Source organism: Candidatus Zixiibacteriota bacterium, from assembly GCA_035380245.1.
GTDB lineage: Bacteria > Zixibacteria > MSB-5A5 > GN15 > FEB-12 > DAOSXA01.
Genome location: DAOSXA010000002.1, coordinates 132,439 through 151,735 on the forward strand (window position 1 = coordinate 132,439; position 19,297 = coordinate 151,735).

Sequence of the window (19,297 nt, forward strand, 5' to 3'; positions counted from 1 at the left end):
GGATGTCAGGCAATAATGACCAATCGAAACGACAACATACTGAACGGACCGATAACCCGTGCGATATTCTCTCTGGCGCTGCCGGTAGTCCTGAATATGTTCATGGAATTTGCCCTGGCCAGCACCGACTATTTCTGGGTCGGCAAGCTCGGAGCCATGGCTCAAGATGCCGTGACATCCTCAATGGTTGTGATCTGGACCATGTTCGCAACAACTGCTATTGTATCAGTCGGTGTCACTGCGCTCGTATCTCGTTATGTCGGCGCCAGGGACCTGGACCGGGTCAGATTCTATCTAGGGCAGGGAATCAAAGCAGGTCTTTTGCTGAGTTTCTTTTTTGGAGCGAGCGGCTTCATCTTCACGCCGGCGGCTTTGCGCTTCATGGATACCGGCCCGGAGACTATGATCCATGCAGTGCCGTATCTGCGGATATTTTTCGCCTCAGCAGTGTTTTTCTTCATTAATGAGATTTGCTATTCGGCCTTCAGGGCTTCAGGAGATACCCGTACACCGGCTATGGTTGCTGCCCTGGTGATCGTCATAAATATGGCGCTGGACCCGTTGCTTATTTTCGGCTGGGGACCGATCCCCTCCATGGGTGTGACTGGAGCCAGTCTGGCGACAGGTATTGCCATATCAATCGGCTCGATGCTTATTCTTCGCCGCATGTTCCGCGGAGGACTGGGGTACGATGTCAGCGGGATGCTTCGTAACGGAATCGATCTCCGCAGCCTGGTGAAAATCGGGAAAATCGGCCTGCCGATGTCCAGCCAGCAGTTTGTCTTCGTCATTGTGTATTGGTTTCTCATTAAGATTGTCCATCAGTTCGGCGAAGTAGCCGCGGCTGCAATGGGTATCGGCAATCGCATGGAATCCTTTTCATATCTGACTTGTTTCGGTTTCTCAGTGGCGGCCTCGACCATGGTCGGTCAAAACCTCGGGGCGCGACAGCCCGACCGGGCTGCTCGTTCTGCCTGGGGAGCCGCAGGTACAGCAATCTGTATCACTTTTATCATTGGCGGCTTGTTTATCGTAATCCCCGACTGGATTGCCTCGATTTTCACCGACAATCCTGAGGTCAAGAAAATAGCGATTGATTACCTGTTTATTCTAGGAATATCGCAGTCGGCGATGGCTATTGAAATCGTTCTGGAAGGCGCCTTTGGCGGAGCCGGCGATACGATACCGCCAATGGTAGTATCGATCCCCGGAGCTCTTATGCGTATCCCTATGGCCTATTATTTCTGTTTTAATCTCGATTGGGGTATCAACGGTGTCTGGTGGACTCTTACGATCACCTCGATCATCAAAGCTCTGATCATGGCCGGTTGGTTCAGGCTGGGCAGGTGGAAAACAAAAGAACTGTAGTCTTGTGTGGGCTAAGTAATTTGTTGATTCACCGGAGCTTCCGGCTATATTGTAACTCCGTCAAAAACAGGGAATTGAGGAATTATAGATGCCTAGTGAATTCGTTCGTTTCTTTGATCCGGACTCTGATGACTTTCTTTATGGAAAACTTGAGGGGGAAAGCATCACCGCTTTTGATGATGCTCCCTGGTATGGTGGTCAGGCGACCAACGAGGTGTTCAGTCTTGGCAGCGTGGTATTAAAAGCTCCGATAGAACCGAGTAAAATTGTTTGTATCGGACTCAACTACCATGCTCATGTAGCTGCCTCTCAATCGGCCGATGAAGCCCCGGCCTACCCGTTGATATTCCTCAAACCCTCTTCGGCCGTAATTGGCCTCGGCGAGTCGATAGTCCACCCGCCGCAATCCCAGCGAGTTGATTATGAAGCGGAGCTGGGAGTGGTGATCGGTCGTGAGGCGAAAAACGTCTCTGAAGATGATGCCGACCGCTATATATTCGGTTTGACGTGTGTCAATGATGTCACGGCGCGTGATTTGCAGAAAAAGGACGGTCAGTGGAGTCGGGCAAAAGGATTCGATACATTTTGTCCGGTGGGACCGACTATCGTTACCGATGTCGACTTCAGCGATCTCAAAGTGGAAGGGATTCTTAACGGTGAGGTAAAACAATCCGGTCGGACCTCACTCATGATCTTCAAAATCCCTTATTTGATCAGCTACATATCGAGTATCATGACGCTTTATCCGGGCGACTTGATCTCGACCGGAACACCTTCGGGGATTGGACCGATGGTTCCCGGTGATTCCGTGGAAGTTGTAGTAGAAAACGTCGGCCGATTGATCAATCCGATCATCGGCTGAGTGAAGCCGGGACCTCATAGCCCGTATCGGTGTAGAAACGTCAGGAGAGAGCACACCGCCCCGGAGTTGTATGACAGAAAGTATCATGACCGACCGCCTCTATTATCGTAACCAGGGACTTCTTGATTTCGATGCGACTATTATGCGCATTCAGGAACAGGATGGTTACTGGCTGACGTTTCTGGATCGGTCGGCGTTTTACCCCACTTCGGGCGGACAACTTCATGATACCGGTAAACTCAACGGAATAGCCGTAATCGAAGTCTCAGCATCCGACAATGGGGAAGTAGCGCACAAGACGGAACAACCACCTGGCCGGGCGGGAGACAAGGTCCACGGTGAAATCGATGCTGAACGTCGCTGGCAACATCGCCAGCAGCATACCGCGCAACACATTCTCAGTGCGGTCTTTTTGGATTTGTTTGACGCTCCCACCGTATCCGTACACCTAGGCGCAGATTACGGCGCCGTCGAATTCGACCGGGAGAGATTTTCCGAAGATCAACTGCGCCAGGCCGAGGATAAGGCAAATGTAATAATTCGTGAGGATTATCCAGTGCGGATCAGTTTCGTGGATGGGGCTGAAGCCGATGAAATTCCTTTCCGGCGCCCCCCGAAACGAACGGGAAAACTTCGCGTTGTTCAGATTGGCGATTTCGAATATGCTGCCTGTGGCGGGACTCATTGTGACAGCACCGGACAAGTCGGTCTGATTAAAATTATTGAACAGGGGAAACTTCGCAATCACGCCCTGGTGCATTTTCTTTCAGGCTCACAAACAATAAATGACTATCAGCTTCGTTTCGAAGTCACCGATAAGTTATCGCACAGCCTTACTTGTGGAGTAAGGGACCTGCCCGAAAAAATAGACAATCTCCTTGCTCAGGAGCGTGAGTTAAGACAGCGAATCAGCGGTCTCTACACCCGCATGCTGCCTACGCTGGCTGAAGAGGTTATCGATAACAATCATGGAGTGAATCTGGTAACCGGAGTGACCGAACTGCCTGATGTCCGTCTTACGGCCAAACTGGCTGCTTTAATTGCCGAACGGACCGAACGGCTAGCCTGCTTGCTTAACGACCATAATCTCGTACTGGCAGCGCCTGAAAGAAGTAATTTCGATCTGAGAAAAACGGCAAAACGGTTGAACGACGCGACCAATCTTAAAGGCGGGGGAAGTAATTCACTGGTGCAGTTCGGTCAGGCTGAAACCGTAGATTTTAAGCTATATATAGATATAATCGAGGAGTCTCTTTCGCATGAATAGACTCCTTTTTATATCCTTATTCTTTCTGATCCTTGCAAGCGGAGCGGCTGCGGAACGAAAACAGTTGGTGCTCGAACGTTCCGGGTCGGTTGAAGTGGTGCTTGAGGGAGACCAATACGTCACTTATGTCGTGGATGACGTGAAATTCACCACTCGTACTGCAACGATATTCTGCGATTCGGCTATCTGGCGTCGAGGAGTCGATGTTAATCTCAAGGGAAACGTAAGGATTGAAGATGACGCCTACCAGTTGGCGGCTGATTCGGTTTATTACGGTGTTAAAGATGAGCTTTCCGAAGCCTGGGGCAAACAGGTCGAACTTTGGTCTTACAACGATTCGATCTATGCGGTCGGTACACACGCTTTTTATCGGTCGCTGGAGAAGTATTTCTTCATGGATGAACGACCTCTCCTTTACCTGCGTTATCCGGACAGCTCTCGCATGGTGGAAATTTTAGGGGATACGATTGAATACGATGCCGACTCCGGCTATGCTGTTTCGATAGGTGATGTAAATATAACATCGCAGGATATAACTACTCGCTCCGGCCGCGCCGATATGGATCTCGATACTCACAATCTGTTGCTGACGCTCGATCCCGTAGCTATCCGACGCAACAGCCAGGTTTCCGGGGCAATGATTTCGGTCAATTACCACGATGAGGTAATCGAGTCGATCATCGTGACCGATTCTGCGAGCGGCGTCTTTTCGGAACCGGTTGACTCGGCTGGATTGTTCGTCGATGAATCGAGATTGGAAGGCGACAACATCGTATTCCAGTTCGATCGCGGTGAGCTGAATCACATTTTATGCTTTGGGCAGGCTTATTCCTGGTACTATCCGTCGGATCGCGGTACCCGTGAGTACAACGAAAACTCCGTATCGGGAGATACGATAAGGTTCGTAGTCAGCAATGAAGAGTTGCAATCGGTCCAGGTTACCGGAGGAGCGATCGGAACATATATTTCGGGGAAACTTCCCGAAAACGATTCCGTTCTCGTCTCGTCCGACACTATCGATTATCAGTCGGAATATATCGATTACAGTCTGGCTGATTCGACGATCATTCTTAAAAAAGCAGCCGCCGTACAATCACAGGGGATGTCGCTAACGGCTTATGATATCAGCTTTGACACGCACGAGCGAATCGTGGAAGCATATTCCGCCGAGGTGCAAGATATCGACAGCATGGCCGTGGACAGCACCGACCCGAACAGTATGGCGCAACTTCAACCGAACAACATCCCGGTTCTGCTGGATGACGGCGGGGATGTTCTGGTCGGGGATTATCTTCGTTATTCGATTGACACGCGCAAGGGAAGAATCGTTAAATCGAAAACGGAATATGATCTCGGCTATTATTATGGCGGCAAATTGTTCCGCGAACAGGAGAACATCGCTTATATCGATGACGGCCGATTCACCACCTGCAATGCGCCGGAACCGCACTTCCATTTTCATTCCAAAAATCTGAAATTGATTGAAGGTGATAAGATGATTGCCCGCCCGGTGGTGTTTTATATCGGTCGTTTGCCGGTGCTGGCGTTGCCGTATTATGTCTTTCCCTTGAAGAAGGGAAGACGTAGCGGGATATTGACTTTTGGCTATGGTAACTTCCAGCGGGGTGATCGTCAGATTACCGACCTGGGGTATTATTGGGCTCCCTCCGACTATTTCGACTGGACTAACTCGGTTGACTATATCGAGAACAACTCCAGCTTCAAATTTAAGTCAGAGGCTAATTTCGCGAAACGATATTATATAACGAATACTCGTATGTACGGTGAGTACCTGGTTGAAACGGACTACAGTACGACCAAGGCTCGGGAGTCGAAACACAAACGATGGTTCCTGGAAGGATCCTACAATCATCAGATCACACCCACTTTTAAAATCGCCGCTACCGGTAAAATTGTCTCCGATGAAAACTACTTCTCGGATTATTCGAACAACCTGGATGATCGTCTTTCGAAAAGTATGAATTCGCAGGCTTCGATTGCGAAGCAGTTTGCTAATGGCATCTCGATATCTTCAACTTTTAAGCACTACGTGGATTTGCAAAACGAGTCCCGCACCGATGAAATCCCATCGGCTACGATCTCGTTACCCTTGGTTTATCCGTTCGGTAATGGTTCCCGGGATGCCGACGGAAATGTCGTGCAAAAATGGTATCACGGTTTCAAACTGCAGTATTCACCGAGTTTACTGAATTCTTCTACGCGCGTTACCGAAGACAGTGTTTATACCTGGGAAGAGCAAGTTGATTCTCTCCTGCTCGATGACAGTACTTATGTGTACGACACTCTCGTTCAGCATGAAGACACGCTTTCGTATCGTTCTCGAAAGCATTATGCGAAAATCCAGCACAGCCCGACACTCTATTTGCCGCAGGTGACGCTTGGAAACTATTTGAAATTGAATCCCAGCTTTGGTTACCGCGAAACCTGGATCAAGATTTACGAGACCGATCAGTCCCGCGATGCCGGAATTGAAGCCGACAACTACCGTACCTATTCATGGAACGCATCCATAAAAGCCACTACGACGCTCTATGGAAGAGCTATTTACCCCAACATTCTGGGCGTAACAGCTCTGAGGCACGTCGTTACACCATCAGTGACTTATGCCTATACTCCGGATGTTAATCGTCATGAGACTATTCGCAGTTTTGCGGGAGGTGGTGCGGGAAGCTCCAAATCACAGACTATGACTTTTGGTATTGATCAGCGTTTCCAAAGCAAGGTGAAATCCGGCGAAACTGAATCAAGCGGTGAATGGCTCAGTCTGGTGACCAGTTTTTCCAAGGATTTTGAAAAGGAAGACCACCCCTGGTCCAACATCACGACCAATTATCAGCTAAAAGCAATTCCCGGATTGACCTTTAACGGAACTATGATCCATACGCCGTATAATCCGGAAACGGATGAATTGAACTTCCTCGACCTGTATATGCAGAGCTTTTCTCTCAATACTAGTCTCAATCTGCACGGCCGTTTCCCGTTTTTCGACGATGCCAATGATATCCCACGTGGGGCCGATTCAGCCTCACAAGCTGGCAATTCGTCCGGTAAAGAATCAAAAGGCTCCTGGACCTGCAATCTGTACTACCAATATGCCGAGTCAGGGCGGGGAACAAGCTGGAGTAAAACTAATGATGTTTTGAAGGCCAGTATCACCATTCAATTCAACCTGACACGAAACACTTCAGTCAGTCTCAGTAACGTTGAATATAACTTCAGAACCTCTAAACTGGTCTCAACCAGAATTCAGATCGTACGCCAGTTACACTGTTGGACAGGCAGCTTATATTGGGCGCCGGTGGGATCAAATCCGGGATTCGGTTTCAAGCTTTATGTGACCGCAATGCCGGATATTAAGATCGACAACAATCACGAGACATCAATCAGCAGCCTTACCAATCGATAGGGCTGAAAAAGCCTGATTTGCCGCCACTTTCAGGCATCTTTTAGTTGACAGTAGTTTTCAACATTTCGTTTGTTTAAATGTAACAAATAACCTCTAAACCGTTTAGCCGCCCATGGAGGGGTGAAGGTTATGACGAAAGAAGAAATGATTGCCTTGATGGCCGAGAAGTCCGGCATCTCGAAGAAACAAGCTGGAGAAGCGCTTGGTGCCTTCATGACCGGTGTTACGAATCAGCTCAAGAAAGGTCAGAAGGTTAGTTTTGCCGGTTTTGGCACATTTACGGTTTCCAAAAGGAAAGCCCGCTCCGGCCGTAACCCGCAGACCGGTGCCACAATCCAGATACCGGCGACTAAAGTCCCAGTGTTCAAAGCCGGTAAGAATCTCAAGACGGCTGTCAAGAAATAGCCTCTTTGACCAACGGTTTTCGGGCAGGGATACCGATCCCTGCCTTTTTTATTGAAGTTAAAATTTGCGCTTTAGCGGCTCTGGGAGCTTAATTACCAGACTATGGCACGAAGAAGGAAAAATAGCACCGGTCAGGATAAACGTGGGCTGGTATTGGGGATTTTACTGTCTCTGCTGGCTCTCCTATTACTGATTTCTTTAGCTACCCATAAAGAAATCGATGATGCCAGAGTCGCCGGTGAAGTGGACGGCCACCTCAACCCGTTCGATATCCCCTACAACAACCAGGGCGGGATGATGGGGGCATATCTGTCATTTATCTTCACCACTTTAATCGGTTGGCTGAGCTTTTTCCTGCCCCTCTGGTTGATGTTGGCGGCCCTTAAACTTATGTCGGGTAAAACGGCGGCACGTATTAAGATCAATAGCATCGTGCTGTTCGTGGCCTCAATGATCGGAACGATCCTCTATAATATACACCTCATGTCGCCGCGTGAGATAGCGCGCCCGGTCGGAACAATCGGCGGCTATATCGGTGAACAACTGACCTCATTGAGCCTTCGTCTTTTGGGTGAACTGGGCTCTTACGTGGTTCTGAGCGGTGCTATTCTCGTGTTGCTCGTGCTTTACACATCAATAACACCGCTACTGGCCATGCGTCTGCCCTTACCCGGAAAAGAGTGGATAAACCGGATTTATGGACGCCTTAGCCGCGGCTTGGGTAAAGTATTCAATTTCTCGTGGCTCGGGAATCTGTTCGGTCAAACCGAAAGCAACGATGATGATGGTGAAGAGGTCTACGATGAGGACGCCCCCGCTGATAGCGAAACCGATGATCTCCCGGAGCAGGACGAACTTCTTGATGAACGCCCTGATGAGGATTCGTCTGAATCCTCATCACCATCGCCATCCCGTCGCAAAACAAAAATCGTAAAACCGGCCCCGGCGGTACAACTTAAGTCAATCAAGTACACCTACCCGGGACTGGACTTACTGGCCGAGCCGGATCTTACGCAACCCGCTGTCACGCCGGAGGAGTTGGAATTCTCGGCTCGGATGCTGCGTGAAACGCTGGAGACTTTCGGTGTCAAGATTGACGGCAAAATAGAGCATTTCCCCGGTCCGATCATTACTCGTTTTGAGTTCAAGCCCGCGGCCGGGATCAAAATCAATCGCATCGTAAGTCTGGCCGACGACCTGGCCCTGACGCTTAAAGCCAAGCGAATCCGCATAATAGCACCGATCCCGGGCAAAGCCGCGGTTGGTGTAGAGATACCGAACAGGCATCCCCAGATGGTTTACCTGCGGGATGTGTTCACTTCATCGGCATTCAACGACAGTAAGCTGATTTTACCGATTGCCCTGGGCAAGTCCACTTCGGGTCAACCGATCGTCGCAGATCTGACTACCATGCCGCATCTGTTGGTGGCGGGAGCTACCGGTTCCGGCAAGTCGGTCTGTATGAACGTATTGATCACATCGCTCCTGTTCCGGCTGCATCCGCATCAGGTGCGATTCATTATGATTGATCCCAAGATGCTCGAATTGTCGATCTATAAAGGGATTCCACATCTGGGACGGCCGGTGGTGACCAAACCGAAACGAGCGGAAAAGGTTCTCGCTGAAGCGGTTGTTGAAATGGAACATCGCTATCGAAAGCTGGCCGAAGCCTCGGTGCGGAATATCGCCGACTTCAACAAACGTCAGACCAGGGAAGAGGATAAGCTGCCGTATATCGTTATCTTCGTCGATGAACTGGCCGATTTGATGATGTCCTCGAACACCCAGAAAACCGAGATGATGATCACACGGCTCGCTCAGATGTCACGTGCGGTCGGGATCCATTTAATCCTCGCGACGCAGCGCCCGTCGGTCGATGTAATCACCGGATTAATAAAAGCCAACTTCCCGGCTCGTATAGCCTTCCAGGTGTCATCTAAAGTAGATTCTCGAACGATTATCGATGCCAACGGAGCCGAACGATTGCTCGGTAAGGGGGATATGCTGTATCTGCCGTCGGGGCAGCCGGAACCGGTTCGTATTCATGGACCGTATATCTCCTCCGAAGAGACTGAGGGGATTGTCCAGTTTATCAAGGATCAGGGACTTGAGATGTTCACGCTTGAAAACATCTCTCAAGCAAGCGGTGAACCGACCGAGGCGGATATCGATACCGAGGATCCTCTTTTCCGTGAGGCGTGCAATACGGTGGTCCGGCATAAGCAGGGATCGGTCTCTCTGTTGCAACGACGGCTGGGGATCGGTTATCAGCGAGCGGCACGACTCATAGACAGACTGGAACAAGCCGGCATTGTATCCAAGTTTGACGGCTCCAAGGCTCGTGAAGTCCTCGTGGATCAAGCTTATGTCGATGCATTGTTCAGCGGTGCTTCGGCTGTCGAAACCTCTCATCAGAACGGCTAAAAGCATTATGAGTATAAGGGCTGGTATGAAATGCTCGGTAGTTACAGCCCTCGTGATATGTTGTGCCCTGGTTGTACAAGCAACCGATCGGTTCGATAAGATCAAAACGGATCTGGCCGAAGCCGGGTGCGTTCAGCTTGAGTTCTTATCAATACTCGAGTCGGATGTATTTGATACGATTGATACTGCCAACGGACTCGCATATATAGCCGATGATGGTCGGTTCAGGTTGCGTTTGGGGGAGGATGTATACATTGACGACGGGACGGAGAGGTATTCCTATGTTCCGGAAAACGAACAGATAATTATTGAGCCCTCGGGAGTTGCCGAAGCCGACCAGATTTCTTTCCTGATTCGGATTGACGATCATTACAGGACATCGCTGATCGAATCGAACCGCTGTTATCGACTGGATTTGATCGACAGCACTTTAACCGGATTGCCCGAGCTAATGACGATATGGATCACCTCGGATGAGGATCGTATCGAGCGGCTCGAATATGAAGATATAAACGGTGACCTGAATCGTTTTGTTTTGACCCGTCAGGTACTTGACTCTATCTGCGATGAATCCCGTTTTGTGCCCGATTTCGATGACTCAATCGAACGGGTGCGCATTCCCTGATGAACATCTATATCCACAAGCTGGGTTGTCCCAAGAACGATGTCGATGCCGACTACATCATGGCGCGGATCGTTGATGAGGGACATACCGCCGTCCGGGAGCCTTCGGAAGCGGATATAATCATCGTCAACACCTGCTGTTTCATTCAGGATGCCAAAGAGGAGTCAATCGAGCAGATCCTTCTGATGGCTGAGTATAAAAAGACCGGTCGGCTCCAACGGTTGTTTGTCAGCGGCTGTTTTTCGCAGCGACACGGCGCTGAACTACTCGAGGGTATGCCTGAGCTGGACGGAGCTTTCGGGCTTGGAGAACTGGATGCGATTGGCAGTGCTATCAATGCGGTTTCTCCGAAACGTCCTAATATCGCTACAGCAGTTGAGCGAATGGACTATCTGGCGGGCAGTCGACGCCACATCGGTGATTCTTTTCCTTACGCTTACCTCAAAATATCCGACGGTTGTAATCGGCAGTGTACCTATTGTATCATTCCTTCCATACGAGGACATTTTCGAAGTCGGCCACCTGAAGATATTCTTCGTGAAGCTCGTTTTCTTGTCGAGCACGGGAAAAAGGAATTGATCCTTGTCTCGCAGGAGGCAACCGTTTACGGACATGATCTGAAGAATAACTCGAATATAGTGACACTCCTGCAAGCTCTCGATAAAATTGATGAAGTTGCCTGGATCAGACTAATGTATCTTCATCCGGCTCAGACCGATACGGCTTTGATAGATTATATGTCTTCACCGCATAATAAAACCCTGCCATACTTCGATCTGCCGCTGCAACATATAAACAGTGAGATTCTTAAGCGGATGAAGCGCCGATCTTCACGTGAGGATATCGAGCGTTTGCTCGGGCGAATCCGAGAAACGGCGCCCGAAGCTGCGATCCGAGCTACTTTTATTGTAGGCTTTCCGGGAGAAACTGAAGAGCAGTTCGAGGAATTATGCCGATTCGTCGATGAGCAGGAATTTGACCGGCTTGGGGCTTTCACGTATTCACGCGAAGAAGGCTCACCGGCGGCGGAAATGCCGGAACAAATCGACGATGAGGAGAAAAACCGGCGGCTGGACGAGCTGATGAGCCTCCAGCGAGAGATCGCTTTCGATAAAAATGATTTCTTGATAGGCAAGGTCGTTGAAGTTATGTTAGACACTTGCGATGAGTCCGGATCGGCAATCGGACGCACGCGAAACGACTGTCCTGATATCGATCAGGAGGTGAGAGTACGTGGCGACAACCTCCGGGTCGGCGATATCTGCCGAGTGCGGATAGAGGCGGCCGACGGCTATGACCTGGAAGGTGTCAAAGTCGAGGGTTAGGGGATGATTCAGGTCGAGAAGCTCGGCATATATTTGTCAAAACCGATAAGTTTTGTGCTGGTAATGATCTACCTCTTGCAGTCGGGTTTGCTCATTTATATGATCAAAGACAAGTTCGACCTTGAGCGTCAAATCACTTTCCAGCAACGGCGCATTGGCGAGCTGGAGGAGAAACTTCAGATACTCAAGGCGATTGAGGATTTCCAGATCGGTTTCTCGGACGAAGAGGTCGGCGAATTAACCGAGGTTATTTACTCGGAAAGTAACAGGTACAACTACGACCCGATGTTCGTTCTGGCGATTATTCTCACTGAATCATCATTTCGCAAAGGGCAGCAGTCGGCGATTGGGGCACGTGGTCTGATGCAGGTTGTCCCTTATGTCGGTGAAGATCTGGCCAGCCGGACCGACGTCGACTGGCAGGGATCGCAAACCCTGTTCGAGCCGGAAGCTAACATCAAATTGGGAACTTTTCATCTTTTCGAGCAGATTTTGAAATTCGGTGATGTCCAGAAGGCGATTGTCGCATATAACGTAGGAGAAACGCGATTGCGCGGATTAATACGACAGGGACAGAAGATACCGGATAACTACCTGCGCAAGGTCATGGAGAACTATCGTATGCTTAAGGAGAACTACACGGTTTGACACGCTTTCCAAGATCGCTGCAATTGGTCATTATGACCTTTACTCTGACAGTGCTGATGATCGGTGCCTGTTCATCACCCCGATCCATTTCCACTATGACAGCCGGTGAGTTGCTCAAGACCGGCATGGATCTTTACAACAGACATAAGTATCTGAGAGCAATTGAGCACTTCCAGGCCTGTGTTTATAACTACCCGGGGGACATGGCGGTCGATACCGCTCAGTATTATCTGGCGTTGTCCTATTTCGGGAACGAGGAATACGAGGTGGCCCAGGTTGAGTTCAACCGTCTCGTGTTGAACTATCCCGCCTCTCCTTTTTTCGAACATGCAATTTTTATGAGAGCGGTCTGTTATTACGAGTCCACACCCAAGGACCCGGGCATGGATCAAACGGAGTTAAACACGGCCATTCGCCAGTTTGAGGATTTCATCATAGATTTCCCCGATTCCGAGGTACTTCCCGATGTTCAAAAATACCTGCACGCAGCGCTCGATCGACTCGCCAGGAAGGACTATACGGCCGGTCTGGTTTACAGTAGAATGGGGGCTTTTGAATCGGCCAAAATATATTTCCAGAAAGTAATCGACGACTACACCGAGTCGGAGTACGCCGTTCAAGCCCTCTATGATATCGCTCGGATGGAGTACAAACAGAAGAATTATTCCGAAGCCCGGGTGCAGTTCCAGAATTTCGTGGCTGTGTATCCGGAGAATAAATTCGTTCCCAAGGCGCTCAAGATGATCGAGAAGTCCGCTTTTGAAGATGCCAAAAAGGCATTCAAAGAAGCTCAGCCGGAGGCTCGTGAGAAGCTCGATGCTTTCCTCAAGGATTTTCCTGAAAGCAACCACGTCGATGCCATTCGGAAATATCTCGGTGAACTCGCCGACAGCCAACCCGCGCCGGTCGAAGCGGAGGAGACGGTTGGTACCTGAACCCGGTGAGCGATGGGGGATTCTGGGCGGAAGTTTCGACCCGGTACATCTGGGACATACCAATTTAGCGGGGCAGGTAAAGGAGCATGCCAAACTCAACGGCGTGCTTTTTGTCCCTTCGTACAATCATCCCTTCAAACCGACGCCAGCCGCATCCTTCGATGAGCGAGTAGAGATGCTTCAACTGGCAATAGAGCCGCATGACAGCTTTGTTGTCTCGGACATCGAGCGAGCCCGGAATCTATCCGGTTTCACGCTGGACATGGTGCAGATGGTTAAAAAACAATTCGAAGATGTATCGTTCTATTTTATAATCGGGGAGGATAATGTCCGCGATCTCATTCGGTGGCACCGTCCGGAAGAACTGGTCGCTGAAATACCGTTTCTTGTAGGCAACCGTCCGCCCCACGAAGCGTTAAGTCTGCCCGAAGAATTACCGGCTGATCGCATTGTAATGATCCCGATTGAGATGATTGATATCTCATCGACTGAAATCCGGAAACGTATTAAAATGGGGGAGTCTGTCGCGGATCTGGTGACGCCTGAGGTCTATGATTATATCGTCGGAAAGGGACTCTATCGATGAATGCCGAACGACGTAAAACTCTTTATCTGTTTGACGGCTCTGCGCTATTCTATCGGGCTTATTTCGCCTTTATTCGTAATCCTCTTATTAACTCCAAAGGTGAGGATACTTCGGCAACGTTTGGTTTTGTCAACTCCCTTCTGAAAGTAATAAGAGAAGAAAAGCCGGATTACATGGCCGTTGTCTGGGACACTCCGGAGCCGACTTTCCGCCATAAGTTATATGATGATTACAAATCCACCCGGGCTAAGATGCCCGATGAACTGGCCGCGCAGATTCCCCGCATCCGACAGGCAACTGATGCTTTGAATATCGCTCACTTTGAACAAGTTGGATATGAAGCGGACGATATCATCGGCACATTTGCTCATCGTGGCGCGGAACAGGGGCTCGATGTCTGGTGTGTGACCGGAGATAAGGATTACTTCCAACTCGTATCCGAACGGGTGAAGATATATAACCCGAAGAAGGCAGCGGAACCGCCCGAGAAAATGGGGCGCGAGGAGGTTAAAGCCAAGTTCGGTGTTTATCCCGAGCTTGTAATCGACAAACTGGCCTTGATGGGGGATAGCTCCGACAATGTTCCGGGAGTGGCCGGTATCGGTCCAAAAACAGCCGACAAGCTGCTTGACCAGTTCGGCTCATTGGATGAGATATTGTTAAAATACGACGAAATCAGCTCAAAGGGAGTACGTACGAAAATCGCGGCATGTATCGACATCGCCAGGCTTTCACGCGAGTTGGTGACAATAAACTGTGATGTCTCGATTGATTTTGACCTTGAGAAGCTTAAAACCCGGCCGATTGATTACGATGCGACCAAGAAGCTGTTTTTGGAACTGGAATTTCGTACGCTGCTGTCAGAGTTGATGCCTCAAGCAGATGCCGTCATCCCAACTGCCGCACCGGAACCGGTAAACAACGAGCAAATAGAGTATGTCACTATTCACAGCCTGGAAGAACTGGATAAGTTGACCACTCGTCTGACCGACGCATCAGAAATTGCCGTTGATACCGAAACAACTTCGCTGAACGCGCTCGAAGCTAACCTGGTGGGGGTATCGCTTTCAGACGGGGCCTGTCGTGGTTGGTATATCCCGATAGGGCACTCCGGCGATCATGCCAGGGATTGTCTGCCGTTCGATCAAGCGCTGAAGTTGATCAAGAAACTGCTCGAGAACAAAAAGGTCCAGAAATTCGGCCAGAATATCAAATACGACCTTGAGGTTCTTCATCGGTATGATGTGGACATCGATCCGGTTTCGTTTGACAGCATGATCGCTTCTTATGTGTTGGATCCATCATCGCGCGAACATTCGCTGGATTTTCTGGCGATGAAGCATTTTGATCATAAAATGCAACCGATCACTGACCTCATTGGGTCGGGGAAAACGCAGACTACTTTCGATACTGTACCGGTTGACAAGGCTACTTACTACGCTGCCGAGGATGCCGATTTCACGTTCCGTCTTCGGGGAACGCTGGCTCCGGAGATCGACGCAAAGGAACTCCAGAACCTTTATTATAATATCGAGATTCCAACCATAAAAGTGTTGGCGGCAATGGAAGAGGCCGGGATCAGAGTCGATGCTGATTTCCTGGGTGAGTTATCGAAAGAGATGGAAGTCAAGCTGGACAATGTGATGGCCGAGATTTATCGCCAGGCCGGTCGTGAGTTCAACATTAATTCCACAAAACAGCTTTCAGAGATTCTTTTCGATGAGCTCAAACTGCCGACGAAAGGGAAAACAGCCAAAAAGACCGGCTATTCGACCGATGTGCGCGTACTTGAAGATCTGGCGCAAATACACGAATTTCCACGACTTATCCTTGACTATCGCCAGTTGACCAAGCTCAAGAGCACCTATATCGATGCCATCCCGAAACTGATCAGTCCGTTGGATGGGCGCGTGCATACCTCGTTTAACCAGGCGGTGGCAGCGACGGGACGCTTATCTTCTACCGATCCCAATCTTCAGAACATTCCTGTCAGAACCGAAGAGGGGCGTCAAATCCGCAAGGCTTTCATCCCACGCGACAAAGACTATCGCCTGCTGGTAGCGGATTACTCCCAGATAGAGCTTCGCATTCTGGCTCATTATACGGAAGACCCCGGTTTGATCGATGCTTTCGTCAAAGGTGAAGATATTCATCGACGGACAGCGGCCGAAGTCTACGGAGTCACCCCGGAGAAGGTCACACCGGAGATGAGGCGAGCCGCCAAAACAGCTAATTTTGCGGTTATCTACGGCGTTTCGGCTTTTGGTCTCGCTCAGCAAACCGAACTTGATCTGGGGGGGGCCAAAGAATTCATCGATACCTATTTTGAGCGTTACCCGGGAATTCTCAAATTCATGGAAGCGACAAAACAATCGGCTCGCGACAATGGTTACGTCACGACGCTATTTAATCGTCGCCGGTACTTGCCCGAGATCAAGGCTAAAAACTATAACATTCGACAATTTGCCGAACGCACGGCAATCAATACGCCAATCCAGGGAACCGCCGCTGATATGATCAAGCTGGCCATGGTTAGAATTCATGAGAAGATGGCTGGTTTGAAATCTCGCATGGTGTTGCAAGTACATGACGAACTGGTGTTCGATGTCCACATTGACGAACTTGATCAATTGAAGAAAACGGTCAAAGACGGCATGGAGAAAGCTGTCAAGCTGAGAGTGCCGGTAACGGTCGATATTGGAGTGGGGGAGAACTGGCTCGATGCCAAGTAAAGGCGTTACTCTCGGAGTGACCGGGCAAATCGGGGCCGGTAAGAGCGAGGCGGTTCGGATACTATCCCGGCTTGAAGACAGTGTTGTGGTCGATGCCGATCTTATCGGTCGTCAGGTGGTTGAAAATTCACCCTCACTGTTAAAACAACTGGTGACCCGGTTTGGCCCCCAAATTCTCACCCCGACCGGCAAACTGCGCCGTAAGACTCTGGCTCGGTTCGCCTTTGCCGATGAATCCGGCCGTTGCGACCTCAATGCGCTGGTACATCCGTTTCTTTTAAAAGAACTCCGTAACCAGGTAAAACAGAGCCTTCGGGTTCACCGCTTGGTCATAGTCGATGCCGCCCTTTTACTTGATTGGAATCTCGATCGCGAGTTAGACCTTACCCTTGTAATTCATGCCTCCCGGGAACTCCGTCTTAACCGCCTGGCAGCTCGTGGAATCAGCCGCGAGGATGCCCTCGCGCGCCAAAAAATGCAGCTTCCGATAGCTGTTTATCGGTCCCGAGCAGACCGCTTTATCCTCAACAACGGCAACCTGAAAGAGCTCGAATCGAAGCTCGTAAAATTCCATAAAAAGTTTATACGAAATAGGTTGACTAACGGTTGACTTATTAGTCCAAATCGGTTAATTGGGCTTGTTACATAGGTTGTTAATAGTTTCACAAACGGTGAGGTATCTGGTATGCCATTGACCGATTCGAAAGCTAAAAATACACTTCGCGACTATACGATTGACGAGTTAAAAGAACGTGCAAACTACATGCGTGGTCTTAACTTGCTTTCGCTTTGCTCGGCCGGCTCAGGCCATTCAGGTGGAACGTTGGGTATTATGGATGTCTGCGCTGCCTTGTACCTCAAGGTGGCTCGTCACGACCCCAAAGATCCCAATTGGTCCGATCGCGACAGAATCATCTGGTCCGCGGGACATAAAGCCCCGGCGTTGTATACATCGCTGGCGGTTTCAGGCTATTTTGAAGAGACCGAGTTAATGAAACTGCGTATGTTAGGATCCCCGTTCCAGGGACACCCGCATCGCAAAGATCTGGCTGGAGTTGAGATTTCATCCGGTTCTCTTGGACAAGGATTTTCGGTCGGTGTCGGCGTCGCCTTGGCGGCTCGGCTCGATAAGAAGGATTATCGTGTTTTCATCATTTCTTCCGATGGTGAGCAGCAGGAAGGCTCGATGTGGGAAGCAGCCATGTCAGCCGCCCATTACCATCTGGATAATCTGGTCCTGATCCTCGATCGTAACCATCTTCAGATCGATGGTAGAACTGAAGATGTCATGAGAATCGACCCGATTAACGACAAATATACGGCGTTCGGTTGGCACGTGATCGATGTCGACGGTCACGACCTGGCCGATATCGTCAAGAAACTGGACTGGGCTCGCAACCACAACGACACCGGTAAACCGGTAGCGCTAATTTGCCATACGGTCAAAGGCAAAGGTGTGTCGTTCATGGAAAACGTAGTGGGTTGGCACGGCAAGTCTCCGAACCGGGAAGAGCTGGACAAGGCTTTGGTCGAGCTTGATCTGACCGGGACTTTCAACGCCGATGAATGGCTCGCTCACGGGGTTGCCTATCAAAAGAAGGTGGAAGCGCGTTTATCTGAAAATCTTCCTAAGTTTTCAGAGAATTGCTGGTGGAACGCCGGCGAAAAGATGCAGGTCAAGATGGACCCGACCCGTAAGGGATTCGGGCGCGCCCTCGATAAATACGGTGACGATGAGCGTGTCGTCTGTATCGGCGCCGACATCTCAGGATCTATTACGATCTCGGATTTCAACGCCAAACATCCCGAGCGTAACGACCGTTTCATCTCGGTTGGTATTGCCGAGCAGAACGCTACCACCGTGGCTGCCGGTCTGGCCAAAGAGGGCAAAATCCCGGTGTTCGGTACGTATGGCGTATTTTCTTCGGCACGTAACCTGGACCAGGTCCGCGTTTCCTGTTGCTACGGCGATTTCAATGTGTTGATCGTCGGGGCGCACGGTGGCATTTCCGTCGGCCCGGACGGCGCCACTCACCAGGAGTTGGAATCACTTTTCCAGATGACCGGTCTGCCCAACATGCATGTGGGAGTGCCGTGCGACTCGATTGAAACCGAAAAAATGACAAAAGCGATGTTGTTCGACATTGTCGGACCTAAATATCTGCGTTTTGCACGTGAAGCTACCCCGATCGTATCCGATTGGGATACTCCTTTCAAGTTCGGTAAAGCCAACATCTACCGCTTCCGCAAAGAGGCCGAGAGCTTCGTTGACGCGTTCGAGGTGAAGTTGGCCTCGGATTATAAATCCGAGAATGAGCAGTTGACCATTATCGCGTGTGGTCCGGCCACTCCCGAAGCCCTTCGGGCGGCCTGGATTCTGCGCAAGGATTTTGGTCTCGAAACCCGGGTGGTGAACATGCACACCGTTAAGCCGCTCGATCGCGAAGCGATCCTGCAAGCGGCGGCGGAGACTGGTGCGATTATCACTGCCGAGGAACACCAGAAAGGCGGCCTGGGTAACCTGGTTGCCGCAACGCTTTGTCTGAATCCCAACAAAAAGGTAATCCCGTTCGAAATGGTCGGCGTAAGCGACCGCTTCGGTGAATCCGGAAAACCATGGCAGTTGGTCAAGGAGTTCGGTCTGGCCGCCGAGCACATTGCAGACAAAGCCAAGAAACTCCTTAAGTTATAGC

The 19,297-nt window shown here is 50.2% G+C and carries 14 protein-coding genes; all 14 read left to right on the forward strand.

Features of this window, described 5'->3' with window-relative positions; genetic code table 11:
- Window positions 1-15: 15 nt before the first annotated feature.
- Window positions 16-1,368 carry an MATE family efflux transporter gene (locus PLF13_05720; protein HOP06774.1) on the forward strand — a complete coding sequence of 451 codons (1,353 nt, stop codon included), beginning with the start codon at window positions 16-18 and terminating at the stop codon, window positions 1,366-1,368.
- 88 nt (window positions 1,369-1,456) lie between these two features.
- Window positions 1,457-2,230, forward strand: coding sequence for a fumarylacetoacetate hydrolase family protein (locus PLF13_05725; GenBank protein ID HOP06775.1), 774 nt, complete (start codon window positions 1,457-1,459; stop codon window positions 2,228-2,230).
- 70 nt (window positions 2,231-2,300) lie between these two features.
- Window positions 2,301-3,497, forward strand: a complete 1,197-nt coding sequence (locus PLF13_05730) for an alanyl-tRNA editing protein (GenBank protein ID HOP06776.1) — start codon at window positions 2,301-2,303, stop codon at window positions 3,495-3,497.
- Window positions 3,490-6,924 carry a putative LPS assembly protein LptD gene (locus PLF13_05735; protein HOP06777.1) on the forward strand — a complete coding sequence of 1,145 codons (3,435 nt, stop codon included), beginning with the start codon at window positions 3,490-3,492 and terminating at the stop codon, window positions 6,922-6,924. The genes PLF13_05730 and PLF13_05735 overlap by 8 nt, the downstream gene beginning before the upstream one ends.
- Before the next feature lie 129 nt (window positions 6,925-7,053).
- Entirely contained in the window at window positions 7,054-7,329 is a 276-nt protein-coding gene (locus PLF13_05740) for an HU family DNA-binding protein (protein ID HOP06778.1), read from the forward strand.
- A 102-nt stretch (window positions 7,330-7,431) separates the two neighbouring features.
- Window positions 7,432-9,753, forward strand: coding sequence for a DNA translocase FtsK 4TM domain-containing protein (locus PLF13_05745; protein HOP06779.1), 2,322 nt, complete (start codon window positions 7,432-7,434; stop codon window positions 9,751-9,753).
- Between the two features lie 25 nt (window positions 9,754-9,778).
- Window positions 9,779-10,378 carry an outer membrane lipoprotein carrier protein LolA gene (locus PLF13_05750; protein ID HOP06780.1) on the forward strand — a complete coding sequence of 200 codons (600 nt, stop codon included), beginning with the start codon at window positions 9,779-9,781 and terminating at the stop codon, window positions 10,376-10,378.
- Window positions 10,378-11,703 carry a 30S ribosomal protein S12 methylthiotransferase RimO gene (rimO, locus tag PLF13_05755; protein ID HOP06781.1) on the forward strand — a complete coding sequence of 442 codons (1,326 nt, stop codon included), beginning with the start codon at window positions 10,378-10,380 and terminating at the stop codon, window positions 11,701-11,703. The genes PLF13_05750 and rimO overlap by 1 nt, the downstream gene beginning before the upstream one ends.
- Window positions 11,704-11,706: 3 nt before the next feature.
- Window positions 11,707-12,351 carry a lytic transglycosylase domain-containing protein gene (locus PLF13_05760; GenBank protein ID HOP06782.1) on the forward strand — a complete coding sequence of 215 codons (645 nt, stop codon included), beginning with the start codon at window positions 11,707-11,709 and terminating at the stop codon, window positions 12,349-12,351.
- The gene (bamD, locus tag PLF13_05765; GenBank protein HOP06783.1) at window positions 12,348-13,286 is read left to right on the forward strand and encodes an outer membrane protein assembly factor BamD; all 939 of its coding nucleotides are present in this window, start codon (window positions 12,348-12,350) and stop codon (window positions 13,284-13,286) included. Before PLF13_05760 ends, bamD begins: the two co-directional genes overlap by 4 nt.
- The gene (gene nadD / locus PLF13_05770; GenBank protein ID HOP06784.1) at window positions 13,276-13,872 is read left to right on the forward strand and encodes a nicotinate (nicotinamide) nucleotide adenylyltransferase; all 597 of its coding nucleotides are present in this window, start codon (window positions 13,276-13,278) and stop codon (window positions 13,870-13,872) included. Before bamD ends, nadD begins: the two co-directional genes overlap by 11 nt.
- A complete protein-coding gene (gene polA / locus PLF13_05775; protein ID HOP06785.1) occupies window positions 13,869-16,604 on the forward strand; it encodes a DNA polymerase I in 2,736 nt (911 codons plus the stop codon). The genes nadD and polA overlap by 4 nt, the downstream gene beginning before the upstream one ends.
- Window positions 16,594-17,214: a dephospho-CoA kinase gene (coaE, locus tag PLF13_05780; protein ID HOP06786.1), complete on the forward strand. Its 621-nt coding sequence runs from the start codon at window positions 16,594-16,596 to the stop codon at window positions 17,212-17,214. The genes polA and coaE overlap by 11 nt, the downstream gene beginning before the upstream one ends.
- A 75-nt stretch (window positions 17,215-17,289) precedes the next feature.
- Window positions 17,290-19,296 (forward strand): transketolase, encoded by a 2,007-nt coding sequence (locus PLF13_05785; GenBank protein HOP06787.1) that lies wholly within the window; start codon window positions 17,290-17,292, stop codon window positions 19,294-19,296.
- Window position 19,297 lies beyond the last annotated feature (1 nt).